Source organism: Planomonospora corallina (assembly GCF_042650625.1).
Classification (GTDB): Bacteria; Actinomycetota; Actinomycetes; order Streptosporangiales; family Streptosporangiaceae; genus Planomonospora_B; species Planomonospora_B corallina.
The window spans coordinates 485001-510948 of the sequence record NZ_JBHSBM010000011.1 but is presented as its reverse complement, the minus strand read 5'-3'; the positions used below and the strand labels follow the sequence as shown (position 1 = coordinate 510948).

General features: G+C 73.4%; 22 protein-coding genes and 1 pseudogene. 11 read left to right on the top strand and 12 right to left on the bottom strand.

Going from position 1 to position 25948, the window contains the following annotated elements:
- Positions 1 to 78 precede the first annotated feature (78 nt).
- The 3 genes from ACFOWE_RS07180 to mtrA are packed head-to-tail and all read right to left on the bottom strand — an operon-like array spanning position 79 to position 4328.
- Positions 79 to 1869 carry an LpqB family beta-propeller domain-containing protein gene (locus ACFOWE_RS07180; protein ID WP_377286242.1) on the bottom strand — a complete coding sequence of 597 codons (1791 nt, stop codon included), beginning with the start codon at positions 1867 to 1869 and terminating at the stop codon, positions 79 to 81.
- A complete protein-coding gene (gene mtrB / locus ACFOWE_RS07175; protein WP_377286240.1) occupies positions 1859 to 3601 on the bottom strand; it encodes an MtrAB system histidine kinase MtrB in 1743 nt (580 codons plus the stop codon). The genes ACFOWE_RS07180 and mtrB overlap by 11 nt, the downstream gene beginning before the upstream one ends.
- Before the next feature lie 49 nt (positions 3602 to 3650).
- A complete protein-coding gene (gene mtrA / locus ACFOWE_RS07170; protein WP_030509347.1) occupies positions 3651 to 4328 on the bottom strand; it encodes an MtrAB system response regulator MtrA in 678 nt (225 codons plus the stop codon).
- A gap of 348 nt (positions 4329 to 4676) precedes the next feature.
- Here mtrA and ACFOWE_RS07165 point away from each other — a divergent pair, with 348 nt between their 5' ends.
- The 5 genes from ACFOWE_RS07165 (at position 4677) to ACFOWE_RS07145 (ending at position 10743) form a co-directional block, all read left to right on the top strand.
- Positions 4677 to 6233 carry a glycerophosphoryl diester phosphodiesterase membrane domain-containing protein gene (locus ACFOWE_RS07165; RefSeq protein WP_377286238.1) on the top strand — a complete coding sequence of 519 codons (1557 nt, stop codon included), beginning with the start codon at positions 4677 to 4679 and terminating at the stop codon, positions 6231 to 6233.
- On the top strand, positions 6221 to 6868 hold the full coding sequence (locus ACFOWE_RS07160; protein WP_377286237.1) for a DUF4129 domain-containing protein: 648 nt from the start codon (positions 6221 to 6223) through the stop codon (positions 6866 to 6868). Before ACFOWE_RS07165 ends, ACFOWE_RS07160 begins: the two co-directional genes overlap by 13 nt.
- Entirely contained in the window at positions 6865 to 8079 is a 1215-nt protein-coding gene (locus ACFOWE_RS07155) for a DUF4350 domain-containing protein (RefSeq protein WP_377286236.1), read from the top strand. The genes ACFOWE_RS07160 and ACFOWE_RS07155 overlap by 4 nt, the downstream gene beginning before the upstream one ends.
- 418 nt (positions 8080 to 8497) lie before the next feature.
- Positions 8498 to 9421, top strand: a complete 924-nt coding sequence (locus ACFOWE_RS07150) for an AAA family ATPase (RefSeq protein ID WP_377286466.1) — start codon at positions 8498 to 8500, stop codon at positions 9419 to 9421.
- Positions 9421 to 10743, top strand: coding sequence for a DUF58 domain-containing protein (locus ACFOWE_RS07145; RefSeq protein ID WP_377286235.1), 1323 nt, complete (start codon positions 9421 to 9423; stop codon positions 10741 to 10743). Before ACFOWE_RS07150 ends, ACFOWE_RS07145 begins: the two co-directional genes overlap by 1 nt.
- A 336-nt stretch (positions 10744 to 11079) precedes the next feature.
- On the opposite strand, the gene ACFOWE_RS07140 is transcribed toward ACFOWE_RS07145, so the two are convergent.
- Positions 11080 to 11379: a hypothetical protein gene (locus ACFOWE_RS07140; RefSeq protein WP_377286233.1), complete on the bottom strand. Its 300-nt coding sequence runs from the start codon at positions 11377 to 11379 to the stop codon at positions 11080 to 11082.
- An 83-nt stretch (positions 11380 to 11462) separates the two neighbouring features.
- On the opposite strand from ACFOWE_RS07140, the gene ACFOWE_RS07135 reads away from it, so the two are divergent.
- Complete coding sequence (locus ACFOWE_RS07135) at positions 11463 to 11924, top strand: hypothetical protein (protein WP_377286231.1); 462 nt, start codon at positions 11463 to 11465, stop codon at positions 11922 to 11924.
- Here the strand turns inward: ACFOWE_RS07135 and ACFOWE_RS07130 are convergent.
- Positions 11911 to 13911: a hypothetical protein gene (locus ACFOWE_RS07130; RefSeq protein WP_377286230.1), complete on the bottom strand. Its 2001-nt coding sequence runs from the start codon at positions 13909 to 13911 to the stop codon at positions 11911 to 11913. The genes ACFOWE_RS07135 and ACFOWE_RS07130 overlap by 14 nt on opposite strands.
- 356 nt (positions 13912 to 14267) lie before the next feature.
- Here ACFOWE_RS07130 and ACFOWE_RS07125 point away from each other — a divergent pair, with 356 nt between their 5' ends.
- Positions 14268 to 15107: an alpha/beta fold hydrolase gene (locus ACFOWE_RS07125; RefSeq protein ID WP_377286228.1), complete on the top strand. Its 840-nt coding sequence runs from the start codon at positions 14268 to 14270 to the stop codon at positions 15105 to 15107.
- Between the two features lie 284 nt (positions 15108 to 15391).
- Positions 15392 to 16174 (top strand): DUF2306 domain-containing protein, encoded by a 783-nt coding sequence (locus tag ACFOWE_RS07120; protein ID WP_377286226.1) that lies wholly within the window; start codon positions 15392 to 15394, stop codon positions 16172 to 16174.
- Here ACFOWE_RS07120 and ACFOWE_RS07115 read toward each other — a convergent pair.
- The 3 genes from ACFOWE_RS07115 to ACFOWE_RS07105 form a co-directional block, all read right to left on the bottom strand.
- Positions 16164 to 16820, bottom strand: a complete 657-nt coding sequence (locus ACFOWE_RS07115; protein ID WP_377286225.1) for a response regulator — start codon at positions 16818 to 16820, stop codon at positions 16164 to 16166. The two genes, ACFOWE_RS07120 and ACFOWE_RS07115, sit on opposite strands and share 11 nt — an antisense overlap.
- Positions 16817 to 17974: a sensor histidine kinase gene (locus tag ACFOWE_RS07110; protein WP_377286224.1), complete on the bottom strand. Its 1158-nt coding sequence runs from the start codon at positions 17972 to 17974 to the stop codon at positions 16817 to 16819. The genes ACFOWE_RS07115 and ACFOWE_RS07110 overlap by 4 nt, the downstream gene beginning before the upstream one ends.
- A gap of 158 nt (positions 17975 to 18132) precedes the next feature.
- The gene (locus tag ACFOWE_RS07105; RefSeq protein ID WP_377286223.1) at positions 18133 to 19125 is read right to left on the bottom strand and encodes a stage II sporulation protein M; all 993 of its coding nucleotides are present in this window, start codon (positions 19123 to 19125) and stop codon (positions 18133 to 18135) included.
- 134 nt (positions 19126 to 19259) lie between these two features.
- Here ACFOWE_RS07105 and ACFOWE_RS07100 point away from each other — a divergent pair, with 134 nt between their 5' ends.
- Positions 19260 to 20084: an RDD family protein gene (locus tag ACFOWE_RS07100; RefSeq protein WP_377286222.1), complete on the top strand. Its 825-nt coding sequence runs from the start codon at positions 19260 to 19262 to the stop codon at positions 20082 to 20084.
- 24 nt (positions 20085 to 20108) lie between these two features.
- On the opposite strand, the gene ACFOWE_RS07095 is transcribed toward ACFOWE_RS07100, so the two are convergent.
- Positions 20109 to 21539 (bottom strand): LVIVD repeat-containing protein, encoded by a 1431-nt coding sequence (locus tag ACFOWE_RS07095; protein ID WP_377286221.1) that lies wholly within the window; start codon positions 21537 to 21539, stop codon positions 20109 to 20111.
- Positions 21540 to 21718: 179 nt separating this feature from the next.
- Here ACFOWE_RS07095 and ACFOWE_RS07090 point away from each other — a divergent pair, with 179 nt between their 5' ends.
- Entirely contained in the window at positions 21719 to 22360 is a 642-nt protein-coding gene (locus tag ACFOWE_RS07090; RefSeq protein ID WP_377286219.1) for a DUF305 domain-containing protein, read from the top strand.
- Between the two features lie 25 nt (positions 22361 to 22385).
- Here ACFOWE_RS07090 and ACFOWE_RS07085 read toward each other — a convergent pair whose 3' ends face one another.
- Together ACFOWE_RS07085 and ahcY are read right to left on the bottom strand one after the other, a co-directional pair.
- Positions 22386 to 23627, bottom strand: coding sequence for an adenosylhomocysteinase (locus ACFOWE_RS07085; protein ID WP_377286217.1), 1242 nt, complete (start codon positions 23625 to 23627; stop codon positions 22386 to 22388).
- A 95-nt stretch (positions 23628 to 23722) separates the two neighbouring features.
- Positions 23723 to 25150 carry an adenosylhomocysteinase gene (gene ahcY / locus ACFOWE_RS07080; protein WP_377286216.1) on the bottom strand — a complete coding sequence of 476 codons (1428 nt, stop codon included), beginning with the start codon at positions 25148 to 25150 and terminating at the stop codon, positions 23723 to 23725.
- Between the two features lie 102 nt (positions 25151 to 25252).
- On the opposite strand from ahcY, the gene ACFOWE_RS07075 reads away from it, so the two are divergent.
- A complete protein-coding gene (locus tag ACFOWE_RS07075) occupies positions 25253 to 25588 on the top strand; it encodes a MerR family transcriptional regulator (RefSeq protein ID WP_377286215.1) in 336 nt (111 codons plus the stop codon).
- A 129-nt stretch (positions 25589 to 25717) separates the two neighbouring features.
- Here the strand turns inward: ACFOWE_RS07075 and ACFOWE_RS33880 are convergent.
- A pseudogene (locus tag ACFOWE_RS33880) lies at positions 25718 to 25849 on the bottom strand (hypothetical protein); the annotation flags it as partial.
- Positions 25850 to 25948 lie beyond the last annotated feature (99 nt).

Here is a 25948-nt window from a genome sequence, read left to right as displayed (position 1 = left end):
GCGCCCGCGAGACGGCGCCGGCCGCGCCGGGAGGCGTCACGGACCTCCCGGCGGGGGCTCCGGCCGGGGAGCGGGGCGCTACCCCAGCGGGAAGGCGGGCAGGGAGGGGCCGTCCTGGGTGTAGGCGATCGTGCCGTTGTCGTCCTTGACCTGCGGCTCCCACTGCTTGCCGTTCCACCTGATGACCTGGGAGTTGCCGTCGTCGTCCACGGCCCAGGCCAGCAGGGAGGAGTTCAGGGCGGCGATGCTCCGGATCCCCGGGGGCGAGGGGATGGTCTGCTGCGCCTCGGTGATGAGCGAGGCCTCGAACAGCTCCGACTTGCCGGTGAGCACGTAGAGGGTCGTGCCGTCCTTCCAGGCGATGTCCTCGATGGTCTGCTTGTCGTCGCCGTCCATCACGGGCTGCAGGTTGCCGATGCGGCTGTCGGCGCGCTCCCCGACGACGGTGCCGACCATGACCCGCTCGCCCGTCCCGTCCTTGACCGCCACCGCGACGTGCACGCCGTCCCGGGCGACCTTGAGCGCGGTGACCTCGACCGTGTCCAGCCCGGGCGCGGCGACCCGGTACTGCCGCCGGTCGTCGGCGTACGTGCGCAGCACCACCGAGGTCTGCAGGCCGGTCCGGTCCACCGTCCACATCGAGTCGTAGCGGTCCCAGGACGGCTGGACGAGGTCGGTGCCGACGACCCACTCCTCCCACTGCCCGTCCGGGGTGACCTGGGCGACGGAGATGCTCCTCCCCCTGCCCTCGTCGTCCTGCGACAGCGCCGCCACGTGCAGCGGGGCGGACCCGCTGACCGCCGGAGGGGCGGTGGTCGAGCCGGGGTACTCCTGGCCGGCCCTGCCCGGCACGGGCCCGCCGACGTTCTCCTTGTTCAGCACCCGCAGGCCGCCGCCGTGCAGGTAGTACGGCAGGACGTCCGCCGGCGCCATCCACCGGTCGAACTTCACCTGCTCCTGGGCGTCGACCAGCAGCGGCAGGTCCGTGTGGTACGGCTCGCCGTTCACCCGCACCTCGAAGCTCGAACCGCCCGCGAGCTTCGAGAGCGTCCCGGCGAGCTGGGCGGACATCGCGGCGACCCGCTCGGCGGGCACCTTCTTCGTCAGGTCGACGACGACGCGGTTGTTCTCGGTGGTGACGTCGATGAGCTCGGTGCCCGGCTCGAAGGCCGTCTCCACCGCGCCCCGCAGCGAGCCTCCCGGCCCTTCCAGCAGCCGCTCGACCGTCGTCTTGGCGAGGGTCGAGGCGGGGTCGACCGGCATCTGGACCTGGTCGATCACCAGCCCCTGCCGCTTGGAGTCCAGGAAGTACAGGTCCACCAGGCGGTAGGCCCGGTCGGCGTCGGCCTCCGTCAGCAACAGCCCGTCGGGTCCCGAGGCGATCCGCCAGCCCGCCGACCCCTTGACGAGGGTGAAGGTCTCGTCCAGCGCGCCGCTGGACGGCCGGTAGCGGCCCTCCCGGTCGATGACCGCCGTCACGGTGCCCTTGAGCGTGACGGCGGCCTCCGTGGCGCCCTCGGCGACCGGCGAGGTCACCGAGGGGGCCGGCCGGTAGATCGTCACCGCCGTCTCCGGCTTCCAGCGCGCGGCGAACTCGCCGGTGAGGTAGCGGCGGGCGGCCTCGTGCTTGCCGTCGCCGATGCTCGCCATGGCGGCGCGGAACCCCGTGACGATCTGCTCCGGCCGCCAGTCCGCGTCCGGCTCCATGGCGATGACCCGGGCGTACGGCGGGTTGAGGGGGTTGCCCTTGCCCGCGTCCTCCACGACCGGGGAACGGCCGGTCGGGACGACCGAGCAGGCCGCCGCGGAGGACAGCACCAGGCCCAGGGCCGCCGCGCCCAGGCGCCGCCGCACCGTCTCACTCCTCATCGCGTCCCCCGTCCGCGGACGCCGGCGAGAGCACCGGGGTCATGTGCTGCCCCCGCCACGTCCGCCGCATCTCCACCTCCGGCGGCACCAGCGGCAGCGGCGATCCCCGCAGCTCGGCCCCGGCCGTGCGGGGCAGCGAGAGGCGGAACTGCGACCCCTCGCCCGGCGTGCCCCACGCCTGGAGCCAGCCGCCGTGCAGCATGGCGTCCTCGCGGGAGATGGCCAGGCCCAGGCCGGTGCCGCCGATGGTCCGCGCCCGGGACGGGTCGGCCCGCCAGAACCGGTCGAAGACCATGTTCTCCTCGCCCGGCTTCAGGCCCACGCCGTGGTCCCGCACCGCCACCGCCACCGCGTCGCGGTCGGCGCCGACCGTGACGACGATGTCCTTGCCCTCGCCGTGCTCGATCGCGTTGAACAGCAGGTTGCGCAGGATGCGCTCGACCCGGCGGCTGTCCATCTCGGCCATGCACGGCTCACCGGGCAGGCGCAGGTCGAAGCGGGTGGCGTGGCGCTCGGCCAGCGCCTCGGAGTCGGCGACCGCGCGCAGCACCACGTCGCGCACGTCGACCGAGTCGACGTCGAGGGTCGCGGCGCCCGCGTCGTAGCGGCTGATCTCCAGCAGGTCGGCGAGCATCGACTCGAACCGCTCCAGCTGGTTCTGCATCAGCTCCGCCGAGCGGGCGGCCATCGGGTCGAAGTCCTCGCGGGCGTCGTAGAGCAGGTCGGCGGCCATGCGCACGGTGGTGAGCGGGGTGCGCAGCTCGTGCGAGACGTCGGAGACGAACTGCCGCTGGACCTGCGAGAGCTCCTCCAGCTGGTGGATCTTCAGCGCCAGGTTGGCCGCCATCTCGTTGAAGGAGGCGGCCAGCCGCGCGAGGTCGTCCTCGCCGCGCACCTTGAGCCGCTCGTCCAGCTTCCCGGAGGCCAGGCGCTCGGCGGCCTGCCGTGCCAGCCGTACCGGGATGACCACCTGCCGGGTGACCAGCGAGGCGATGGCGGCGAGCAGGAGCACCAGCCCCGAGCCGACCACGATGAGCATCTGCTGGAGCGAGGCGAGCATCTTCTCCTCCCGGTCCAGCGGGACCAGGTGGTAGATCTCGTAGTCGCCGACGAGCTGCGGCGCGCCGGTGGTGTCCAGGCGGGTGCCGATCACCACTCCCCGGACGGGCTCCTCGCGGTCGGCGTAGTAGAGCGGGACGAACCAGGAGTCGTTCTTGCCGGCCTCGTTCTTCAGCACCTCGGCGCGGACGCGCTCCGGCACGCTCTTCGGCTCGATGTTCGTGGTGCCGAAGAACTCCCCGGGCAGGTTCGCGTTGCGGATGATCACCGAGTAGCGGCTCGCCGAGCCCGCGCGCTGGGCCAGCGCCTCGGTCGCCTGGCTGAGCGGGCTGTCCCCGCTGCGCTGGGCCGCCTCCCCCGGGTCGGCGGCCTGCTCGGACGTCTCGCTCTCCGGCTGGGTCAGGAAGCCGAGGACGGCGTTCCGGTCGGCCTGCGCCTCGCTGATCGCGGCCCGCACCCGCGACTCCAGGACCGACTGCTGGATCTGCTGCATCAGGAAGACGCCCAGCACGGCGACCACCACGATGGAGATGACCATCGTGCTGGTGACCACGCGCAGCTGCAGGGACCGCCAGAAGACGCGCCGCAGCCGGCCGGCGCCGCGCCTGGCGCGGCGCCGGATCCCCCGCACCACCTGGCGCGGGGTACGGCGACGCTTCTTCGGGGAGGCCATGTCGGATGTCCGAGGGGTCGGCGGTGTCGGCGGACGGGAGCCGGCAGGCTCAGGCCGGGCCGGCCTTGTAGCCCACGCCGCGGACCGTCACCACGATCTCCGGGTGCTCCGGGTCCTTCTCGATCTTGGCGCGGAGCCGCTGGACGTGCACGTTGACCAGGCGCGTGTCGGCCGCGTGCCGGTAGCCCCAGACCTGCTCCAGCAGGACCTCGCGGGTGAAGACCTGGCGCGGCTTGCGGGCGAGCGCGACCAGCAGGTCGAACTCCAGGGGGGTGAGGTTGATGGTCTCCTCGCCCCGCTTGACCGAGTGGCCCGCCACGTCGATGGTGATGTCGCCGATCTGCAGGATCTCCGGCGTCGGCTCGTCGGTGCGGCGCAGCCGCGCGCGGACCCGGGCCACCAGCTCCTTGGGCTTGAACGGCTTGACGATGTAGTCGTCGGCCCCGGACTCCAGGCCGAGGACCACGTCGATGGTGTCGCTCTTGGCCGTCAGCATGACGATGGGGACGCCGGACTCGGCGCGGATCCTGCGGCACACGTCGATGCCGTCCGCCCCGGGCAGCATCAGGTCGAGCAGCACGAGGTCCGGCCGGGTGTCGCGGAACGCGTCGAGCGCCTTGTCCCCGTCGGACACGAAGGAAGGCTCGAACCCCTCCCCGCGCAGCACGATGCCGAGCATCTCGGCGAGAGCGGCGTCGTCATCGACGACCAGCACGCGTCCTTTCATGGCTCCTCATTCGTTTTACGCAGTTAGGGAGTTTCCAAGGCAAACCACACGATTACTGAAGGTTACCCTTGTCCGACCACCAGATGACACGATCCACCAGCCAGACGTCCGGATGCCGAATTTTAGGCGTACGCCACGCGGAACACACGACGATGCCCCCACCCCGCCGGCCGCCTCCCCGCTCCGGCGACTGCGGGCGCCGGATGCGGAAGCGGCCGTGTCCACAGTTTGCGGCAAACGACGGCGTCTCTGCCATCCTTCCGGGATCTCCCGCCGGACTCCCGGCCAGAAACCACGACAGACTCCCCGAATGCCCCGTCCACCTGCTCGACATGCCAGGATTGGGATATGTCAGACGGTCACGGCTCCAGTTCCGACACGCCATCCGGCTGGGCGTCCAACCAGCCGCCCCCGTACGGCGGCCAGGGCCCGGCGCCGTGGGCCGCTCCCGGCGCAGGGGGCACGCCCCCCGCGGGCCCGCCCCCCCAGGGACCCGGCGGACCCTACGGCCAGCAGTCCCACGGCGGGCAGCCCTACGGCGGCCAGCCCCACGGCGGGCAGCCGTACGGGGCTCAGCAGCCCTACGGCGGATCTCCCTACGGGGCGCAGCAGCCCTACGGCGGGCAGCCGTACGGCGGCCAGCCCTACGGAGCCCAGCAGCCCTACGGCGCTCCCGGTCCCTACGGCTACGGCGCCCCGCCCGCGCTCAAGCCCGGCATCATCCCGCTGCGCCCCCTGACCCTGGGCGACATCTACAACGGCGCGGTCCAGTTCGTCCGGGGCAACCCCAAGGCGACCCTGGGCCTGTCGGCCGCGGTCGCCATCGCCCTGGAGATCGTCTCCGTGGCCGTCTCCCTGGTCATCCTCGGCTCGCTGGCGGCCTCGCTCGCCGGCCCGCTCAGCTCGCCGGACGAGTTCGCCAGCGGAGAGGAGGTCTTCTCCGTTCTGGGCGGCATCTTCGCGGGCGCGATGGCGGGCCTGCTCGCCACCCTCGTCATCCAGACGATCGCGATCGTGGTGCTGAGCGGCATGCTGACCAGCGTGCTGGGCCGCGCCGTGTTCGGCGAGGCCATCTCGATCGGAGAGGCCTGGCGGCTCACCCGCGGCCGCGTGCTGCCCCTGCTGGGCCTGGCCGTCATCTCCACGATCATCGTCTACGGCGTCCTGCTCGCCCTCGTCCTCGTGGGGAGCGTCCTGGTCGGCATCCTGGCCGGAGCGGGCGCCTCCCCCGGGCTCGCCGTGCTGTTCGTCATCCTGTTCGTCCTCGCGGGCATCGCCGTGGCGGCCTTCTTCTACACCAAGCTCAGCCTGGCCGGACCGGTCATCGTGCTGGAGCGGACCGGGGTGTTCGCCTCCATCAGCAGGTCGTTCCAGCTCGTCAAGGGCGACTTCTGGCGGGTCTTCGGCATCCTGCTGCTGACCGCGATCGTCGTCGGCCTGGTGACCTTCGCCATCTCCCTGCCGTTCACCTCCATCAGCGCGGCCTTCGACCCCACCGACCCGGTGACCGGCATCCAGACGGGGATCGCCGGCCTCGCGCTGACCGCGCTGGGCGGCATCATCGCCTCGACGATCACCTATCCCTTCTCCGCCGCCGTCACCGCGCTGCTCTACGCCGACCGCCGGATGCGCTCCGAGGCGTTCGACCTGGTGCTCCAGACCGCCGCCGCCGACCGCCAGCGCGGCGTCGCCGGCCCGGCCGCCGAGGACCTGTGGCACCCGTCCCACGCCGCGGGCCACTCCCCGTACGGCTCCCCGTACGGCTCCCCGTACGGCTCCCCGTACGGCTACGGCACCCCGCCCCAGGCCCCCGGGTACGGGCAGCCTCCGCAGGGCCCCGGGTACCCCCCGCAGGGTCCCGGCCACGGCACCCCGCCCCAGGACCCCGGAGCATGGCGCCAGTGATCGTCCCGGCGACCGCCGACGTCCCGGTCGACATCGGCCGCGAGGAGGCCAGGGAGGCGGCGGTCCGCGAGCTGGCCCGCCCGGTCTACCCGAAGGAGTCCTGGTGGGACCAGGTCGTCGAGCGGGTCGAGGACTGGCTGTCCGACCTCCTCGACGCCGCCTCCGGCCTGCCCGGCGGGTGGTTCTCGGTCGCGCTGCTGGCCTTCGTCCTCTTCCTCGTCGCCCTGCCCGTGCTGTCCATGGCCCGCCGGGCGACCCGTGCCCGCGCCGGCCGTACGGGGGAGCTGTTCGGGGCCGTCGCCCGCTCGGCGGCCGAGCACCGGGCCGAGGCCGAGCGGCACGCCGGCGCCGGGCGGTGGGCCGAGGCGATCCGGGAACGCCTGCGGGCCATCGCCCGCGACCTGGAGGACCGCGCCATCGTCGACGAGCTGCCCGGCCGCACCGCGGACGAGCTGGCCGCCGAGGCGGGCCGGGCGCTGCCCGGCCTCGCCGGCGAGCTGGCGCGGGCCGCCCGGCTCTTCGACGACGTCACCTACGGCGACCTGCCCGGCAGCCCGGAGGGCTACCGGGACATGACCGAGCTCGACGACCGGCTCCGCGCCACCCGGCCCGCCCTGGCGGGAGGCCCCGCGTGAGCGGGCGGACCACGGACGCGCCCGCCCCGCAGGGCACGGTCACGGGCACGCCCGCCGCTCCCGGCGCGGCGGCGGACGCCGGCACGTCCGCCTCCCCCCGCATCCGGGACCTGTGGGCGCGCTGGCGCGGCCCGCTGGCCGTGCTCGCCGTGCTGGCCGTGCTGGCCACGGTCACCGCGCTCGTCTCGCGGCCGACCCCCGGCGGCCGCCTCGACCCCGAGGCGACGACCCCGCCGGGCGCGCACGCCCTCGTCCGGCTCCTGCGCGAGGCGGGCGTCGACGTGCGGCCCGCGTACACCGTCGCCGAGGCCCGGGAGCTGGCGGCCGGACCGGACTCGCTGCTGCTGGTGGCCCAGAGCCACTTCCTCGCCGACGGAGCGCTCCTGCGCGACCTCGCCGCGCTCCCCGGCGACCGGCTGCTCGTCGAACCCGTCACGCAGGTGCTGCAGACCCTGGCCCCCGGGGTCGGCGCGGGCGCGCTGACGGACGTGGAGCCGCGGGAACCGGGCTGCGACCTGGCCGCCGCGACGCGGGCGGGCGGCGCCGTGACCGGCGGCGTCTCCTACGACCCGCCCGCGGGGGCGGTCAGCTGCTACGCGGGCTCCGTGGTCCGGTTCACCGTCGACGGCCGGACCGTCACCGTGCTCGGCTCCGGCGACTTCATGACCAACGACCGGCTGGACGAGGACGGCGACGCCGCCCTCGCGATGAACCTGGCCGGCGTCCGGCCGACGGTGATCTGGCTGGCGCCCCGGCTGCCCCAGGCGGCGCACGCCGAGGGAACCGCGACGCTGGACGAGCTGATCCCGTCCGGCGTGCGCTGGGCCGCCCTCCAGCTCCTCGTCGCCGTCGCCCTGATCGCGCTCTGGCGGGCCCGCAGGCTCGGCCCGGTGGTCGCCGAACGGCTCCCGGTCGTCGTGCGGGCGGCCGAGACCGCGGAGGGACGGGGACGCCTCTACCGGGCCCGCAGGGCGCGCGACCGGGCGGCGGCGGCCCTGCGCACCGCGGCCCTGGACCGCCTCGTCCCCCGCCTCGGGCTGGCCTCCGACGCCACTCCGGCCGAGGTCGTGGCCGCCGTCGCGCTGCGGACCGGGCAGAATGCCCAGCAGGTGGGCGACGTGCTGTACGGCGCGCCGCCCGCCGACGACGCGGGGCTCGTGGCCCTGGCCAGGCACCTGGACACCCTGGAAAGGCAGGTTACAGACGCGTGAGCGAGCACAGCACCCTCGGGAAGGGGACCCCGTGACCACACCCGACCCCCCCTTCCCGCCGCCCGGCACGCCCTCCGGTGCCCAGCCGCCCGACGCTCCGGGTCCGCAGCCGTCCGGCCCGCCGCCCTTCGGCTCGCACCCGTCCGGTCCGCAGCCGTCCGGTCCGCAGCCGGGCGGGCCGCAGCCGTCCGACGTCCCGCCGCCCGGCCCGCAGCAGGTCTGGCCCCCGGCGCCCGCCCCGCAGCCGGGCGGTCCGCAGCAGCACGCCGTACCGCCGCCCTCCGGCCCTCCGGCGCCCGTGCCGCCGCCCCCCGGGGCCCCCGCCCCCGCCGGCGGGCAGTGGCAGGACGGGCCCGTCCCGGCCCCGCACGGCCCCGTCCCGGCCCCGCGGCCGGAGGACGAGCGCGCCCGCGCCGCGCTGGGCCTGCTCCGCGCCGAGGTCGCCAAGGCCGTCGTCGGCCAGGACGCCGTGGTCAGCGGCCTGGTGATCGCCCTGCTCTGCCGGGGCCACGTGCTGCTCGAAGGCGTGCCCGGCGTCGCCAAGACCCTGCTCGTGCGGACGCTGGCCACCGCGCTCTCCCTCGACTTCAAGCGCGTGCAGTTCACCCCGGACCTGATGCCGGGCGACGTGACGGGCTCGCTGATCTACGACGCGAAGACCTCGGAGTTCGAGTTCCGCGAGGGGCCGGTCTTCACCAACCTGCTGCTCGCCGACGAGATCAACCGCACTCCGCCCAAGACCCAGGCCGCCCTGCTGGAGGCCATGGAGGAGCGGCAGGTGAGCGTCGAGGGCGCGGCCCGCCCGCTGCCCGACCCGTTCATCGTCGCCGCCACGCAGAACCCGATCGAGTACGAGGGCACCTACCAGCTGCCCGAGGCCCAGCTCGACCGGTTCCTGCTGAAGCTCACCGTGCCGCTCCCCGGCCGTGAGCAGGAGATCGCGGTGCTGGAGCGGCACGCGCTCGGCTTCGACCCCCGGGACCTGTCCCACATCAAGGCCGTCACCTCGGCCGAGGACCTGGCCGTCGGCCGCGCGGCGGTCGCCCGGGTGCACGTGGGCCCGGAGGTCCTCGGGTACGCGGTGGACATCGCCCGCGCCACCCGGCAGTCGCCGGCCCTGCGCATGGGCGTCTCCCCGCGTGGCGCGACCGCGCTGCTGGGCGCGGCCCGGGCGTGGGCGTGGCTCTCCGGCCGCACCTACGTCACCCCGGACGACATCAAGGCGCTCTCGCTGCCCGCGCTCCGGCACCGGATCCAGCTGCGGCCGGAGGCCGAACTGGAGGGCGCCACCCCCGACGGCGTCCTCGACGGCATCCTCGCCTCCGTCCCCGTGCCCCGCTGATGGCGCTCACCGGACGCACGGGGCTGCTCGTCGCCCTGAGCGCGATCGTGGTGCTGTTCGCCCCCCGGCCGGACGCGGCCGCCGGCGGGCTGCTGCTGGTGCTGGCCGCGCTGGTGGTGGTGGACCTGCTGCTCGCCGGGAGCGTGCGCGCCCTGCGGCTGGAGCGCTCGGGTGAGCAGCGGGTACGGCTCGGCGAGTCCGCGCGGCTCACCCTGACCGTGACCAATCCCGGCCCGCGCCGGGTGCGCGGCCTCATCAGGGACGCCTGGCCGCCCAGCGCCGGGGCGCAGCCGGCGCGCCAGCGCCTGGACGTCCCCGCCGGGGAGCGCCGCCGGATGGTCACCACGCTCACTCCGGTCCGGCGGGGCGATCGCGTCTCGGCGGTGGTCACCGTACGGTCGGTCGGGCCGCTGGGCCTGGCGGCGCGGCAGGGCTCGCACACCGTGCCGTGGACGGTGCGGGTGCTGCCTCCCTTCCTCAGCCGCCGCCACCTGCCCGCCAGGCTCTCCCGGCTGCGGGAGCTCGAGGGCCGCACCCCCGTCATGATCCGCGGCCAGGGCACCGAGTTCGACTCCCTGCGCGAGTACGTCCCCGGTGACGACGTGCGCTCCATCGACTGGCGGGCGACCGCCCGGCGCAACGACGTCGTGGTGCGGACCTGGCGCCCTGAGCGGGACCGTCGCGTGCTGATCGTGCTCGACACCAGCCGCACCTCCGCCGGGCGCGTCGGGGTGGATCCGACCTCCGCCGACCCCTCCGGCTGGCCCCGGCTCGACTGGTCGATGGACGCCGCGCTGCTGCTGGCCGCGCTCGCCGCCCGGGCCGGGGACCGGGTGGACCTCCTCGCCCACGACCGGACCGTCCGCACCTGGGTGTCGGGGGCCTCCCGCACCGAGTTGCTGCCCGCCCTGGTGGACGCCATGGCGCCGCTGGAGGCCGAGCTGGTCGAGGCCGACGCCGAGGGCATGGTCGCGGCGGTCCTGGCCCGGGCCCGGCACCGCTGCCTGGTGGTGCTGCTCACCGACCTCAACCCGGCGGCCATGGAGGAGGGGCTGCTCCCGGTCCTGCCCCAGCTGGCCTCCCGCCACCTGGTCCTGCTCGCCTCGGTCTCCGATCCGCGGGTCGCCGCCATGGCCCGGGGCCGGGAGACGGCCGAGGAGGTCTACGACGCCGCCGCGGCCGAGCACCTCCGTGGCGGGCGCCGCCGGATGACGGCGCGGCTGCGCCGGCACGGCGTCGAGGTCGTGGACGCGGTCCCCGAGCAGATCGCCCCCGCCCTCGCCGACGCCTACCTGGCGCTGAAGGCCGCCGGGCGGCTCTGAGCGATCGGCGCCTCTCCGGGGCCGACGCCGTCAATCGGCCGGACGACGCCGAACGACGCCGAACGACAGAGTCATGCACGGCGATTGTCGGGGGGAGGCGTTCGGTGGCTTTCCGCTGATTCTTGAGGCTGGTCCCGCGTTCCCGCAGGGGACTGGTCACCGTGGGCGCGGAGCGGGGGCCGTTCCCTTCGTACGGGCTTCTCTTTGACGGGTCCCGCGTTCCCGTGCTGGGTTGATGGCCGTGGGCGTGGGGGCGACCCGGCACTCCTTCGCCGCGACGGCACCGGATTCCTCTTCGGAACGAGCGCCCTGCACCGCCTCGCTGCCCTCTCCGGCTCATCGCGCGGCGGGCGACCGGTCCACCTTCTCGGGCGTGGCCATGAACTCGGCCTCCAGCTCCTCGACGATCCGCCTGGTGAGCGCCCGCAGACGGGCTCTCCTGGCGGTCAGCTCCTCCGTGAACGTCCGTGCCGCCGGTCCCGTCCAGACCGCCTTCCCGGTGAGGGTCGCATGCGGTGGGTCGAACGCCGCCTCCAGCCGCGCCGCGTGCGAGCGTACCCTCTCCAGCGCTCGCAGCAGCTCCTCCTTGCGGGGGTTCGGTGCCAGGTCATGCGTGTCGGCGGTCAAATGCCTCACTCTCCCTTCTCCGGAACGGCTTGCGCGGCCTCCCGGACGGCGTGAGATCGTGCGCTCAGACGGTCAGACTTGGAGGATATTCAATGTCCCGTTCTCGGTCCCGTTCCCGCCGCGGCTTCCCCGTACGGCTCGGCGCGACGCTCTCGGCGCTCGCCCTGCTGGCGGCCGCCTGCGGCGAACGGGAGCCCACGGCGGCCGAGGCCGGCGAGACGTTGAAGACACACGTCATGGCCCTTCTCAAGGAGCGCGGGGCGCTCAACGTCCGGGTGACCGATCCCGGGGGGAAGGACATCCCCTGCGGAGAGGGGAAGGCGAAGCGCACCTTCGCCGCCACCGGGGAGGACGCCTCACCGGAGACTGAGGCTGGAGTTCTGGATGACGCGCTCGTCGGTGCGCTGGGCCACACGGCGGACTACGACCTCGTCGACGCGGTGGAGAAACCGCTCCGCCTGAGGAACCCGTCAGCGCGGACCCTCCTGACCCTGGCGTCGGTCACCGGCCGGTACGTGGTCCGGGGCGAGACGGAGTGCCTCAGTCGGTCGTGAGTCTCACCTCGTAGGCGAGCGCCTCCGTATAACCGCGCTGTCTGCGTCCCTCGAAGGAATCGGCCTCGATCCCGGCCAGGCGTCCCAGCGAGAGATCCCTCGAACTCCCCATCCCGTTGTCGATGAACCACTGGGTGAGGGCCTCCCGCCCCTTCTCACCGTGCTTGTTGATCTCCTCGAAGGGGAGGAGCGCGCCGTTCTCGTCGGTGATGAGCGTGCCCTTGCCCTGGGAGGTCTGCGCTGGAGGGACCTCCGGCGTGAAGCCGTGCTGCGCGAGGAGACCGGCGACGTTGTGCTTGCGCCCCAGCGTCTCCATCGCGACGAGCTTCTCCAGCTCCTCCAGTTCCTTCTCCGGCTCAGGTCCGTAGGTGTAGTAGGCGGACACGCCGGTGGAGAGGCCGGTCCAGACGGCCGCGTGGGCGGAGAAGGGCGGCAGGAGGCCGATCACGCCCATCCCGGCGCCGACCAGGAAGCTCTCGGCGTCGTGTGCGTTCTCCGCCGCCTCGTCCCTGGGTTTGAGCACCCTCGTGGCGGCGGCCAGCTCGAACCCGCGGGCGTTGCCGAGCACCCGGAACAGGTCATGTAGCGCGGAAGAATCTCCTTCCTTCGCCAGCCGTGCTGCGGTGGGCAGGAGTCGTTGGGTGAGCTCGCCCATCCCCGCCTCGAACGGAGCCCGGGTCTCGGCCTTCCCCGCGAACGTGGTGAGGAAGCGGAAGGTGTCCTTGGGACTCAGCCGGAACGCCCCGCGCAGCCCGGGGACGTGCACCGGCTCGAACAGCCCCGGTGAGGGCAGCCGGGCACTGCCCATGGTCGCGTCGACGGCCTCGATGTCCGCGCCCAGAGTGATCTCCGGAGCGTACGAGGCGGCGAGCTCCGACAGGTGCGGGCGGGCCGCGTCGTGGAGCCGGATGTCGTCGACCGTGGTCATCACCGTGTAGGCGAAGAACGCCGCCTGGCGGCTGTGCCCGCCCTGCTTCTCGTCGTGGGCGCCGGACGCCGAGGCCAGCAGCCGCCCGAATGCCTCGGCCGTCTCCGCGTCCCGCCGCGCCCGCTCCCCGAGTTTCACGAGGAACCCCGCGAGCCTGTCGCTCTCCCCGCCCTTCGGGAACGCCCGGCGCAGATCCTTCTCCCACGCGGACGGCTCGCCGAGGCCCGCCGCCGAGCCGAGGGCCAGCCGGGCCGCGGCGGGGTTGGCCGCCAGGAGCTCCATGAACACCGAGAGGTCGCCGTTGGCGGCCTTGCTCCCGACCCGGTCGGCGAGCACGGCCGCGCCGAGCCCGGCCAGCCACTCCGTCGGGTACGGTCCCCTCTTCAGCAGACCCACCACGCCGTCCAGGTCCTTCCCCCTGCTGCCTCGGAGCTCTTTCGCGAGCGCGGCGAACCCGGGGACCTTCATCCCGCCCCTGAGCGCCGTGGCGAACGCCGTACGGGCCGCATCGACCTTCTCCTCGGGGAGGCGGCGGCCCAGCGCGGCGGCGAGCCGGCGGGTGCCCTCGGCCCCCAGCGCGGCGAAGAAGGCCGCGGTGACGTTCGCGTCGTACCGGTGCTCCCGGAGGTCATCGATGACCGCGCCCATCCTCTCGGCGGGAGACGGTCCACTGAGCACGAGCTCGTCGGGGTCGATGTCCTTGAGCCGCTCGGCCAGCTCGGTCCCCCGCCGCCGTGCCTCCTCAGGGGCGAGCCACGACGTCTCCTGGTACGGCTTCAGCCCGGTGCCGGGCAGCCACGGCGGAGCGACGGTGATGGTCTCCACCCGCCGGCGGAGCCGGGGGATCTGCTCCTCGGCCCAGCCGCCGAGCTCCCGTACCGGGGCGAGGTCCGCCGCGGAGAGCCCGACCGCGGCCAGTTCCCTCCGGATCTGCTCGGCGTGCTCGGCGACCACCTGCCCGGCCCGCTCCAGCTCGGCGATGAGCCCGTTCATGAGCCCCGGATCGATCCCGGCGAACCCCGGCGCGAGCGGCCCGGTCCCCGGCGGCGTGTCCTCCATGCCGCCATCTTCAACGAAGACCGATCCGGATTGGAGTGCTTCGGGGCACCCGTGCTCCACGGAGACGGCCGGCCCTCCATCGGAGGTACCGATCCGGATCCGCGCGGCGCGGCCTTGATGGAGATCCGGTTCAGGCCGCCGGAGAGCGGCCGTTCGTGGGTGGCTCGTCCGGTCGAGGACGGTGATGCGGAGCGAAGACGAAAGCCGAGTCGCCGTCGTCCAGCCGGATGCTCAAGGGAGGCGTCCAGGGTGTCGGCGAGGCGGGCCACCAGGGCCAGGGTGGGTACGGAGTCGCCGCCGTCGATCCGTGACCTCCGGACCGGCTCGACGATGATCTCCGCGCATATGATCCTCGAATGGGAAGCTTCGAGAGCGTTGACGGCACCCGGCTCGTGTACCACCGGGCCGGTGAGGGCGATCCGCTGGTCTGGCTTCCCGGCGGGCCCATGCGGTCCTCCGCCTACCTCGGCGACCTGGGCGGATTGGCCGCGCGCCACCCGCTGCTGCTGCTGGATCCGCGCGGGGCCGGGGAGTCCGCCGTCCCGGCGGACCCGGCGACCTACCGGTGCGACCGGCAGGTCGAGGACGTCGAGGCGCTGCGCCTGCACCTCGGGCTGGACCGGCTCGACCTGGCCGCGCACTCGGCCGGTGCGGCCGTCGCCCTCCTGTACGCCGCCCGGCACCCCGGCCGCGTCGGCCGGCTCGTGCTGATCACCCCCAGCCCGCGGGTGGTGGGCCTGGAGATCACCGATCCGGACCGCAGGGAGGTCGCCGAGCTGCGCCGGGGCGAGCCCTGGTTCCCGGACGCCTTCGCGGCGTTCGAGCGGATCTGGTCGGACCGTGCCACGGCCGCCGACTGGGAGGCGATCACACCGTTCACCTACGGCCGCTGGGACGCCGCCGGCCAGGCCCACGCCGCCCTGGAGACGGACCAGCGGAACGCGGACGCGGCGTCCGTCTACTACTCGGCCGGCGCCTTCGACCCGCGGGCCGTCAGGTCCGCCCTCGCCCGGCTTCCGGCGCGGGTCCTGCTCGTGGCGGGCGAGTACGACGTCGCGCTCCCCCCGAAGCGTGCCGCCGAGTACGCCGCCCTGTTCCCCGTGGCCGAGCCGGCCGTGCAGCCGGGCGCCGGGCATTTCCCCTGGCTCGACGACCCCGGGTGGTTCGTGGGGACGGTGGCCGGGTTCATGAACTGATCACGCCGTCGTCGGAGGTCTCATCGCAGGAAGGCGGGCCGGGGACGGAGGTCTCCCGCTCGGCGTCGGCACCCGGTTCCATGCCTGTTCGCCGCCTCCGCCCCGTCTGACGGGGAGGGTGCCACCGGCCGGCGGTGACGGGCGTGTCCCGAACCGCGGAGACCGGCCTGGAGATCCGGGAGGCTCGTCAGCCGAAAGTACGCCTGATCGGTGGATGATCGGCCAGGTCTGATCTGACCGTTCCGGTGATGACCCGCCACCGTGCCGGCGGCCACGATCGGGTCATGACCGACGAGAGCCCGACGGGCCGCACCCTGCCCCCGCCGTCCCCGCCGTCCCCGCAGCCGCCGGGGCGTCACCGGCCGGCGGGGCGTCACCGGCCGGCGGGCGGCCGGGACGTGCCGGGGGTTCCCTCCACGGCCTCGTCCGCGAGGGCGGACTGGCTCGTGCCCGCGGCGCTGATCGTGCTCAGCGCCGTTCCCATGATCGCCGGGACCGCCCGTCTGACCGAGCTGACCGGCGGCGCGGAGATCACGCCGGAGAACGCGCGGTTCTTCGCGGCGCCCGTGCCCGTGGTGCTGCACATCGTCGCTGTCAGCGTCTACAGCGTTCTCGGAGCCTTCCAGTTCGCCCCCCGGTTCCGCCGCCGGAGGCCCGGCTGGCACCGTGCCGCCGGGCGGGTCCTGGTCCCGTCCGGACTCGTCGCGGCGCTCACGGGGCTGTGGATGACGGTCTCCTACCCCTATCCCGCCGGCGGCAGCGATCTCCTTTCCGGTGTCCGGCTCGTGGCCGGCACGGCCATGGCCCTGGCCATCGTCGCCGGCCTCGCCGCGATCCGGCGGCGGGACATCGCCCGGCACCGCGCCTGGATGATCCGGGGTTACGCGATCGGCCTGGGCGCGGGCACGCAGGTGCTGACCCATCTGCCCTGGTTCCTGCTCCTCGGCGCGCCCGGCGAGACCGCCACCGCGCTGCTCATGGCCGCCGGCTGGGTGATCAACGTCGCCGTGGCCGAATGGGCGATCCGCAGGCGGCCGGTGGCCCGCCGCGTCCGGCTCAGTTCCTGACGCGGCCGGTCTCGTAGGCCCACATGGCGATCTCGACGCGGTTGCGGGCGCCGAGCTTGGCCATCAGGCTGGCGATGTGGGATTTGACGGTGCTCAGGGAGATGCGCAGCTCGTCGGCGATCTCGTTGTTGGTCCGCCCGCGTGCCACGGTGACCAGGACCTGCTCCTCTCGGTGGGTGAGCTCCTCGACGGGCCGGACCGGCGGTGAGGAGGGCCCGGTGCGGGCGAAGGTCCCGAGCAGCCGTGCGGTGATGCTCGGGGCGATGAGCGCCTCGCCGTCGGCGGCGGCGTGGACGGCCTGGGAGAGCAGGGCGGCGCCGGCGTTCTTGAGCAGGAAGCCCCGGGCGCCGGCCCGCAGCGCGGCGTAGACGTACTCGTCGAGGTCGAAGGTGGTGATGACGACGACGGCGAGGGGGTCGTCGACGGCCGGTCCGGCGAGGGCGCGGGTGGCCTCGATGCCGTCGAGGCCGGGCATGCGGATGTCGAACAGGCACACGTCGGGGCGCAGGCGACGCGCCAGTTCGACGGCCCGCCGCCCGTCGGCGGCCTCGCCGACGACCTCGATGCCGGGCTGGGCGCCGAGGATCATCACGAGGCCGGTGCGGACGATCTCCTGGTCGTCGGCGACGATCACCCGGATGCTCATGCCGCCGCTCCGTTCCGGGGCAGTACGGCGGTCACGGTCCAGCCCCGGTCGGGGCCGGGGCCGGCCACGCAGGTCCCGCCGAGCAGGTGGGCGCGCTCGATCATGCCGATGAGCCCGTATCCCGGTGACGCGGCCGGGCGGATGAGGCCGCCGTCGCCGTCGTCGCTCACGCGCAGGCGCACCGAGGCGTCGTCGGCGGTGACGCGGACCTCGATGCGGGTGGCGTGCCGCGCGTGCCGCCTGGCGTTGGTGACGGACTCCTGGGCGAGGCGGTAGACCGCGGCCTCGACCGACGGAGGGAGTCCGTCGAGGACGCCGGAGATCGCCACGTCGACGGCCGGGCCGGCGCCGTCCCGGCCCGCGAGCCGTCCGAGGTCGGCGATGCGCCGGCCGGGCTCCAGGTCCACCGGCTCGTCCGGCCGGTCCCGGCGCAGGACGCGGACCATGGCGTGCATCTCGGCGAGCGCGCGCGCCGCCTCCGCCTCGATCACGTGGAGCGCCTCGGTCGCGGCGTCCGGCCGGGACGCCGCCGTGGCGAGGCCCGCCTGGGCGCGTACCGCCATCGCCGACACATGATGGGCGACGGTGTCGTGCAGGTCGCGGGCCAGCCGCTCGCGCTCGAGGAGCTTGGCCTGTTCGAGTTCGCGCATCCTGGCGCCGGCCCGGTACCGGAACGCCCCGCCCAGGGCGACGGTCGCGAGCAGGACGGCGAACGCGCCGATCGCGTCGGGGCCGGGGGCGCGGCCGGAGACGGCCGAGACGGCGGCCGAGACCGTCATGATCGCCGTCCCGGTCACGACCTCGCGCCCGGACCCCCAGCGGAACAGCGAGTACGGCAGGATCAGCTGGTAGGCCATCGTGTACATCTCCGACGGAGGCCCGCCCACCAGCAGCGGGACCAGGCCCGTGGCTGCGAAGCAGATCACGACCATCGGCAGCGGCCTGGTCCGGCGCCACAGCAGTGTGGGCAGCAGCCCGACGGCGACGGCCACCGAGACGGTCCGCCACGGAAGGTCCGGCCGCAGGACTCCTTCGAGCACCGCGAGCGGGGCGAGCACGCCCACCAGCGCCCAGTCCCGCCACACCCGTCGCGGCGGGCCGGGCGGGCGGGGCTCGTCCCACACGGAACGGAGGAATGCGGGCACGTGAGACATCGTACGAGAGCCCGCTCCGCTCCGGATCCCCACGCCGTTCACGCGGCCGCCGGCCACGGCCCTCGCCGGGCGGCCGGGGTGCGGCCGAGGGCATGGATGAGGGCGCGGGGGCGGGGGTGTGACGGCCGGAGGGCCGGCCGTACCGGGTCCGGGCGCCGTCAGGCCGCCGGGGCGAGGTCCGGGGCGCGCTCGACGTCGCCGCTCTCGCCCTGCCGTACGGCCCGGCGGCCGAAGTACACGACGTAGGCGAGGAAGGCCGCCTCGGCGAGCACGCCGATGCCGATCCGCGCCCAGGTGGGCAGCGGGGAGGGCGTGACCAGCGCCTCGATCAGCCCCGACAGGAGCAGCACGGCGACCAGGCCCAGCGCGACGCTCACGATCGCGCGGCCCTGCTCCGCCAGGGCCTGGCCGCGCGGGCGCGGCCCGGGGTCGATCGCGGTCCAGCCCAGCTTCATGCCCGCGCCGGCGGCCAGGAAGACCGCGGTGAGCTCCAGCAGCCCGTGCGGGGTGATCAGGCCGAAGAAGACGTCGCTCTTGCCCGCGGCCGCCATCAGGCCGCCGGTGAGCCCGACGTTGAGCGCGTTCTGCCACAGGACGTACAGGGTCGGCACGCCCAGCAGGATCGAGAACGCGATGCACTGCGCGGCGACCCAGGCGTTGTTGATCCACACCCGGGCGGCGAAGGAACCCGCGGGGTTCTCGCTGTAGTAGTCGGCGAAGTCGTGCTCGACGAGCTGGCGGATCTCCTCGGGGGTGGCGATCGCCGCCTGCACCTCGGGGTTGCCCGCCACCCACGCGCCGACGGCCACGGCGACCGCCGTCGAGCCGAGCGCGGCCCCCAGCCACCAGCGCCAGGCCCGGTAGGCGACGACCGGGAAGGAGACCGTCCAGAACCTGGCGAACTCCCGCCAGGCGGGGGCGTGCGCCCCGGTGACGGCCGAACGCGCCCTGGCCACCAGGGACGAGAGACGCCCGATCAGCAGCGCGTCGCGGGACGACGAGCGCACGATGGACAGGTGTGTCGAGACCCTCTCGTAGAGCTCGACCAGTTCGTCGACCTCCACGCCGTCGAGGGACCGGCGTCGCCGCACCAGTTGCTCCAGGCGGTCCCAGGTCGGTTGGTGCACGGTGACGAAGGCATCGATGTCCACACACGGGAGCCTATTCGCCCCGGCCGTGGAGCCGCCACGCGGTGGAACCGCGCACCGGCGGGGCGGGGCGGGCCCCCGTCGCGGCGGCCCCGCGGGCCGGAACCGCACGGTGCCGCGGGCGGTAGGGTCGAGTCGTGTCCGATCTGGTAACCGGTGACGCCGTCGTCCTCGACGTGTCGGCCGCGCAGCTCCCGGCCCGGGCCGCCGCCTTCCTGGTCGACCTCGTCGTCCAGGTCGCGGCGGTCATCGGTGTCCTCCTCCTGGTCACGCGCACCGCCGTCGTCACGGACGACACACTGGCCACGGCACTGATGATCCTGTTCGTCGTCCTGGTGTTCGTGGGCTATCCCGTGCTGTCGGAGACACTGACCCGGGGACGGAGCCTGGGCAAGCTCGCCTTCGGGCTGCGGGTGGTGGGCGAGGACGGCAGTCCCGTGCTCTTCCGGCAGGCGCTCTTCCGGGCGCTGGCGGGCTTCGTCGAGCTCTATCTGCTCACCGGCAGCCCGGCCGTCATCTGCTCGCTGATCTCCGCCAAGGGCAAGCGGCTCGGCGACATCTTCGCCGGGACGATGGTGATCTCCGAGCGCGGTCCGCGGAGCGCCGGCCCGCCCCCCGAGATGCCGCCCCAGCTGGCCGTGTGGGCCGCGCGGATCGAGTTGTCCCGGCTGCCCGAGGACCTGATCCACACCGCCCGGCAGTACATCTCCCGCGCGGACGAGCTGTCGCCCGCCGTCCGGCAGGAGATGGGGGCCCGCATCGCGGCCCGGACCATGGCCTTCGTCTCCCCTCCCCCGCCGCCCGGCACGCCGCCGTATGCCTACCTCTCGGCGGTCCTGGCCGAACGGCGCCGGCGCCACCTGGAGCGGCTGACGCGGCGGGCCGAGGCCCGGCAGGCCTCCGCCCTGCACGTGCCGCCGTACGCCGCGCCGCACGCGGTCCCGCCGTCCCGGACGTACTGAGGGACGGCGGGACCGCCCGGCCGGTCAGTCGTGACCGTGGTGGCCGTGCCCGCGGTCGCGGTAGGACTGCTGGGTCTGGGAGTTCAGGATGTCGGACCTGACGCCCTGGGCCGACCTCGTCCGCGGATCCCTGATCTCCAGGATGTCCAGTCCGAGGTTGAAGTCGCTGCCGTAGATGTAGCCGTTGTAGTAGTACGCCGACCAGTGGCCGCCGCTCAGCGCGGGAGCGGTGTCGTCGGGGCCGCGTTCGAAGAAGGCGATCTCCTTCGGGTTGGCCGAGTCGGTGAAGTCCACGACGGAGATGCCGCCCTGGTACCAGGCCTGGACCATGATGTCCTTGCCCTTGACCGGGATCAGCGAGCCGTTGTGCGCCACGCAGTTCTCGGTGTCGGCCTGGTGGCGGGCGATCTTGAAGTAGCTCTTGAAGGCGAGCTGGCCGTTCACGATGTCGAAGTAGGCGTTGGCGCCGCGGTTGGGGCCGATGGCCTCGTTGCAGGTGGCCTGGGTGCCGCCGCCGAGCTCGTCGGTGAAGACCACCTTGGTGCCCGCGTTGTTGAACGTCGCCGAGTGCCAGAAGGCGAAGTTCTCGTCGTCCCGGACCGTCGTGGTGACCTTGGGGTTGACCGGGTCGGAGATGTCCATCAGGATGCCCTCGCCCATGCAGGCGCCGGCGGCGATGTTCTTCTCCGGGTAGGCCGTGATGTCGTGGCAGCCGGTGGTGGCCGACGTGCGCTCGGGGTAGGGCAGGTTCTCACCGGGGTTGCCGCCGTCGGGGAAGAGGTTCGGCGTGGCGACGACCGCGGCCTCCGTCGGGTTGCGCAGCGGCACCTTGATGATCGAGATCAGGTCGTGCGGGGGCTGGCAGTCCGGGAAGCTCGCCGAGGGGCTGTAGGAGGAGACGTAGACGTAGACGTTCCTGCGGTCGAACCCCTTGCCCGGCACCAGGGTCAGGGTGTGCGAGCCGCAGTTGGTCTCGACCGACTTGATGTACTTCGGGTTGCGCTTGTCGCTGATGTCGAAGATCCGGACGCCCTCCCAGGAGTCCTTGTTCGCCGCCGACTGCCCGGTGCTGTTGCAGGAGTCGTCGCTGCGGGAGGAGTCGACCGCGCCGAAGAGCAGGTTCCCGTAGACCGAGACGTCCATCTGCCCGCCGGGGCAGATGACCGAGCTGACCAGGGAGGTCTTCTTGGGCTTGCGGATGTCGTAGATGGAGAATCCGCTGTAGTTGCCGACGTAGGCGTAGTCGCCCTGGAAGGCCATGTCGGTGTGGATGTCCGTCAGCTCCGCCGGCTTCGGCACGTTGCGGACGTGCTCGATGTTGGCGCTCTTGACGATCTCGCCCGGGGCCGGGATGTCCGCCGCCTGGGCGGGCACCGTGGAGAACGCGGTCAGCGCGGCGGCGCCGGCCGCGACCAGGAGACGCCGGGTGAGACGTCTTCCGTGGGGGGTGAACACTCGTGAACCTCCTTGCCACGCGCCCGTGAGAGACGCATAAATGACTGAATCGTTCATCCGAACAGCCGGTCGTACAAGGTGTCACATTGTCAGTAGATATTTCCGACCTGCCATCTTTACGATCTCCACAGGGTGCGATTAGAGTCTTCCGCCACGAGCCCATTCCGAGAGGAGAACGGGTGCGCGCCGCGCTCGCCCTTCTGGCCGCCCTGACCCTTTCCCTCACCGCCTGCAGCGGAGGCGCCGAGCCGTCCGGGCCGCGCTCCGACGGACCGGCCGCACCTGTCATCGTGCCCGGCAGGCCCGGCGAGGCCGCCCGGACCGTCAGCCCGGACGAGGCCGCCACGCTCGTGCCCTCCCCCACCGCCAACGCCGCGGACGTGACGTACGTCCAGGACATGATCGTCCACCACCGGCAGGCCCTCGACATGGCGGCGCTGGCCCCCTCCCGCGCCCGGTCGGCCACGCTGAAGGGCCTCGCCTCGCGCATCGAGGACGCCCAGGGGCCCGAGATCCAGTTCATGACCTCCTGGCTCCAGCAGCAGGGGCAGCGGACCCCGGACCACCACGCCGGCCACGGCGGCATGCCGGGCATGGCCACGCCGGAGCAGTTGGAGGCGCTGAAGGCCGCCTCCGGCGAGGAGTTCGACCGGCTCTTCCTCCAGCTGATGATCGCCCACCACGAGGGCGCGATCACGATGTCCGAGCAGGTGCTGACCGGAGGGTCGCACATCAGGATCGAGGAGCTCGCCACCGACGTGATCGCGACCCAGGGCGCGGAGATCCGCCGCATGCGCGAGATGCAGGCCGGAGCGGGCTGACCCTCCTCGGCGGGTACGGCCCCCGCTACGAGCCGGTCCGCCAGGAGCGCAGGTACCGCTCCTGCTCGGCGGTCAGCTCGTCCACCTCGACGCCCGCGGCGGCCAGTTTGAGCCGCGCCACCTCCACGTCGACCTCCTCGGGCACGTCGTAGACGCCGGGCGCGAGCGACGTGTGCTCCCGGACCAGCCAGGCGACCGCGAGCGCCTGCGCGGAGAAGGACATGTCCATCACCGCCGCCGGGTGCCCCTCCGCGGCCGTCAGGTTGACCAGGCGGCCCTCGGCGAGGAGCAGGAGGCGGCGGCCGTCGGCGAGGACGTACTCGTCGGTGTTGGCCCGCACCCCCCGGTGCACGGCCTGCGCCAGCCCGTCCAGGGCCCGCACGTCGATCTCCACGTCGAAGTGGCCGGCGTTGGCCAGGATCGCGCCGTCCTTCATCACGGCCAGGTGCTCGCCCCTGATCACGTCGCGGTTCCCGGTGACCGTGACGAACACGTCTCCGTCCCGCGCCGCGGCGGCCATCGGCTGCACGTCGTAGCCCTGCAGCAGGGCGTCCAGCGCCTTGACCGGGTCGATCTCGGTGACGACCACCCGGGCGCCGAGCCCCCTGGCCCGCTCGGCCACGCCCCGGCCGCAGTAGCCGAACCCGGCGACCACCACGGTCTTGCCCGCCAGCAGGGTGTTGGTGGCCCGCAGGATGCCGTCGACGGTGGACTGGCCGGTGCCGTACCGGTTGTCGAACATCCGCTTGGTCCGGGTGTCGTTGACCGCGACCACCGGGAAGCGCAGGGCCCGCTCCGCGGCCATCTGCCGCAGGCGGATGATCCCGGTCGTGGTCTCCTCGCAGCCGCCGCGGACCCCGCCGAGCAGTTCGGTCCGCTCGGTGTGCAGGGTGTTCACCAGGTCGCAGCCGTCGTCGAGGACCAGGTCGGGGGCGAGGTCGAGCGCCCGGTGGATGTGGCCGTAGTAGGTGTCCCGGTCGACCCCGGCCCGGGCGTGGACCGCGATCCCGTACTCGCCCAGCGCCGCCGCCACGTCGTCCTGGGTGGAGAGCGGGTTGGAGGCGGCCAGCGCGATCTCGGCGCCGCCGGCCCGGAGCGCGCCCATGAGCACCGCGGTCTCGGCGGTGACGTGCAGGCACGCGGCGATCCGCAGGCCCTCGAGGGGTCGCTGCTCCGCGAAGCGCTCCCCCAGCGCGGTCAGCACCGGCATCGCCCGCGCCGCCCAGCCGATCCGCAGCTCCCCGGCCTCCACCAGTGCCCTGTCCACGTCCCTCTCCCCTGGTAGCCCGAGGGCCCCCGCGCGGTGCGGGGGCCCCGGGATGAAGCCGTCTCGTGCGGGTCCGCGTGCCGCGGACGGGAGACCTAGTAGCGGTAGTGGTCGGGCTTGTAGGGGCCCTCGACCGGCACGCCGATGTAGTCGGCCTGGGCCTTGGTCAGCTGGGTGAGCTTGACGCCCAGGGCGTCGAGGTGGAGGCGGGCGACCTTCTCGTCGAGGTGCTTGGGCAGCACGTAGACGCCGATCGGGTACTCCTCGGTCTTGGTGAAGAGCTCGATCTGGGCGATCACCTGGTTGGTGAACGAGTTGGACATGACGAACGAGGGGTGGCCGGTGGCGCAGCCCAGGTTCATCAGGCGGCCCTCGGCGAGCACGATGACGGCGTGGCCGTCGGGGAAGGTCCAGGTGTGGACCTGCGGCTTGACCTCCTGCTTCACGATGCCGGGGATCTTCGCCAGGCCGGCCATGTCGATCTCGTTGTCGAAGTGGCCGATGTTGGAGACGATCGCGTTGTGCTTCATCCGGGCCATGTGGTCGGCCGTGATGATGTTGAAGTTGCCGGTCGTGGTGACGAAGATGTCGGCGATCCCGACGACCTCGTCCAGGGTGGTGACCTGGAAGCCGTCCATGGCCGCCTGGAGCGCGCAGATCGGGTCGATCTCGGTGACGATCACGCGGGCGCCCTGGCCGCGCAGCGCGTCGGCGCAGCCCTTGCCGACGTCGCCGTAGCCGCAGACCACCGCGACCTTGCCGCCGATCAGCACGTCGGTGGCGCGGTTGAGGCCGTCGATGACGGAGTGGCGGCAGCCGTACTTGTTGTCGAACTTCGACTTGGTCACCGAGTCGTTGACGTTGATCGCCGGGAAGAGCAGCGTGCCGGCCTTGAACATCTCGTAGAGGCGGTGGACGCCGGTGGTCGTCTCCTCGGTGACGCCCTTGATCCGCGAGGCGATCGTGGTCCACCTCTTCTCGTCGGAGACGGTACGGCGGAGCAGATCAAGGATGATCTTCCACTCCTCCGGGTCGTCCTCGGCGGCGCTGGGCACGGCGCCCGCCTTCTCGTACTCGGCGCCCTTGTGGACGAGGAGGGTGGCGTCGCCGCCGTCGTCGAGGATCATGTTGGGGCCGTCACCGCCGGGCCAGGTCAGGGCCTGCTCGGTGCACCACCAGTACTCCTCGAGGGTCTCGCCCTTCCAGGCGAAGACCGGCACGCCCTTGGGGTCGTCGACGGTGCCGTCGGGGCCGACGACGACGGCGGCGGCGGCGTGGTCCTGGGTGGAGAAGATGTTGCAGCTGACCCAGCGGACCTCGGCGCCGAGCGCGACCAGCGTCTCGATGAGCACGGCGGTCTGGATGGTCATGTGCAGCGAGCCCATGATCTTGGCGCCGGCCAGCGGCTTGCTCTGGGCGTACTCCTTGCGGACGGCCATCAGACCGGGCATCTCGTGCTCGGCGAGCTGGATCTCCCTGCGCCCGAAGGCGGCCAGGGAGAGGTCGGCGACCTTGAAGTCCATGTGCTGTTACCCCTCATGCGGATAGTCGACGCCTGCGAGTGTAGACGCGCCCGGTCACCGCACGCATACTCTCGGGCCTGAAACTGACATAAGATTGTCAGGATGCGAATCAGCGAGGCCGCCCGGCGGCTGGGCATGTCCCCCCGGATGCTCCGCTACCGCGAGGCGCTGGGCCTTCTTCCGCCGGTCAGGAGCACCGGGGCGCACCGGCGCTTCGGCCCCGAGGAGCTGTCGGCCGTGGCGCACGGCGTGGAGCTGGAGAAGCGGTTCGACGTCTCCCCCGGCGAGCTGGCCTTCGCCCTGCGGGTGCTGAGCGAGCCCGCGGTGGCGCAGGCCGTACGGGAGTTCGGGCTGCGGATCGGGCGGCTGCAGGCTCCGCGCCGGGCACTGGACTTCGAGAAGGAGAAGGCCCTTCGCCTGCTCCAGCGCCGTCCCTAGCGCCCCTGCGACACGCCGGGGTCCTGGACGGGATCCGCCCCGCGGCCCCGGACGGCCCGGGCGCCCGACCTCCCGGAGATAGCCGATGAGCTCCGGAGGCTCGTGCACCTCGGGCTCGTGTCCGAGCATCATCAGCGACCGGGCGGGCCGGGGCAGCGTGTGGGTACGGCTGCGCACCCGGCAGGCGTGGCCGCCGGCGGGTTCGACGTCGCCCGGCCTGTCGCCCAGGCGCCCGGCGACCTGGGCCGCCAGCGCGCGCACGGCCACGACCGCGGTGCAGGTCGGGACGAGATGGTAGGGCTCGACCAGCCGCCGGGTCTCGCCGCCGTCGGCGGCCACGCCTGATCCCGACGAGGCCAC

Bases quoted from the DNA above. Each gene is read 5' to 3' on its own strand.
- ACFOWE_RS07180 (WP_377286242.1), bottom strand. From the start codon at position 1,869: ATGAGGAGTGAGACGGTGCGGCGGCGCCTGGGCGCGGCGGCCCTGGGC.
- mtrB (WP_377286240.1), bottom strand. From the start codon at position 3,601: ATGGCCTCCCCGAAGAAGCGTCGCCGTACCCCGCGCCAGGTGGTGCGG.
- mtrA (WP_030509347.1), bottom strand. From the start codon at position 4,328: ATGAAAGGACGCGTGCTGGTCGTCGATGACGACGCCGCTCTCGCCGAG.
- ACFOWE_RS07165 (WP_377286238.1), top strand. From the start codon at position 4,677: ATGTCAGACGGTCACGGCTCCAGTTCCGACACGCCATCCGGCTGGGCG.
- ACFOWE_RS07160 (WP_377286237.1), top strand. From the start codon at position 6,221: ATGGCGCCAGTGATCGTCCCGGCGACCGCCGACGTCCCGGTCGACATC.
- ACFOWE_RS07145 (WP_377286235.1), top strand. From the start codon at position 9,421: ATGGCGCTCACCGGACGCACGGGGCTGCTCGTCGCCCTGAGCGCGATC.
- ACFOWE_RS07135 (WP_377286231.1), top strand. From the start codon at position 11,463: ATGTCCCGTTCTCGGTCCCGTTCCCGCCGCGGCTTCCCCGTACGGCTC.
- ACFOWE_RS07130 (WP_377286230.1), bottom strand. From the start codon at position 13,911: ATGGAGGACACGCCGCCGGGGACCGGGCCGCTCGCGCCGGGGTTCGCC.
- ACFOWE_RS07125 (WP_377286228.1), top strand. From the start codon at position 14,268: ATGGGAAGCTTCGAGAGCGTTGACGGCACCCGGCTCGTGTACCACCGG.
- ACFOWE_RS07120 (WP_377286226.1), top strand. From the start codon at position 15,392: ATGACCGACGAGAGCCCGACGGGCCGCACCCTGCCCCCGCCGTCCCCG.
- ACFOWE_RS07115 (WP_377286225.1), bottom strand. From the start codon at position 16,820: ATGAGCATCCGGGTGATCGTCGCCGACGACCAGGAGATCGTCCGCACC.
- ACFOWE_RS07110 (WP_377286224.1), bottom strand. From the start codon at position 17,974: ATGTCTCACGTGCCCGCATTCCTCCGTTCCGTGTGGGACGAGCCCCGC.
- ahcY (WP_377286216.1), bottom strand. From the start codon at position 25,150: ATGGACTTCAAGGTCGCCGACCTCTCCCTGGCCGCCTTCGGGCGCAGG.
- ACFOWE_RS07075 (WP_377286215.1), top strand. From the start codon at position 25,253: ATGCGAATCAGCGAGGCCGCCCGGCGGCTGGGCATGTCCCCCCGGATG.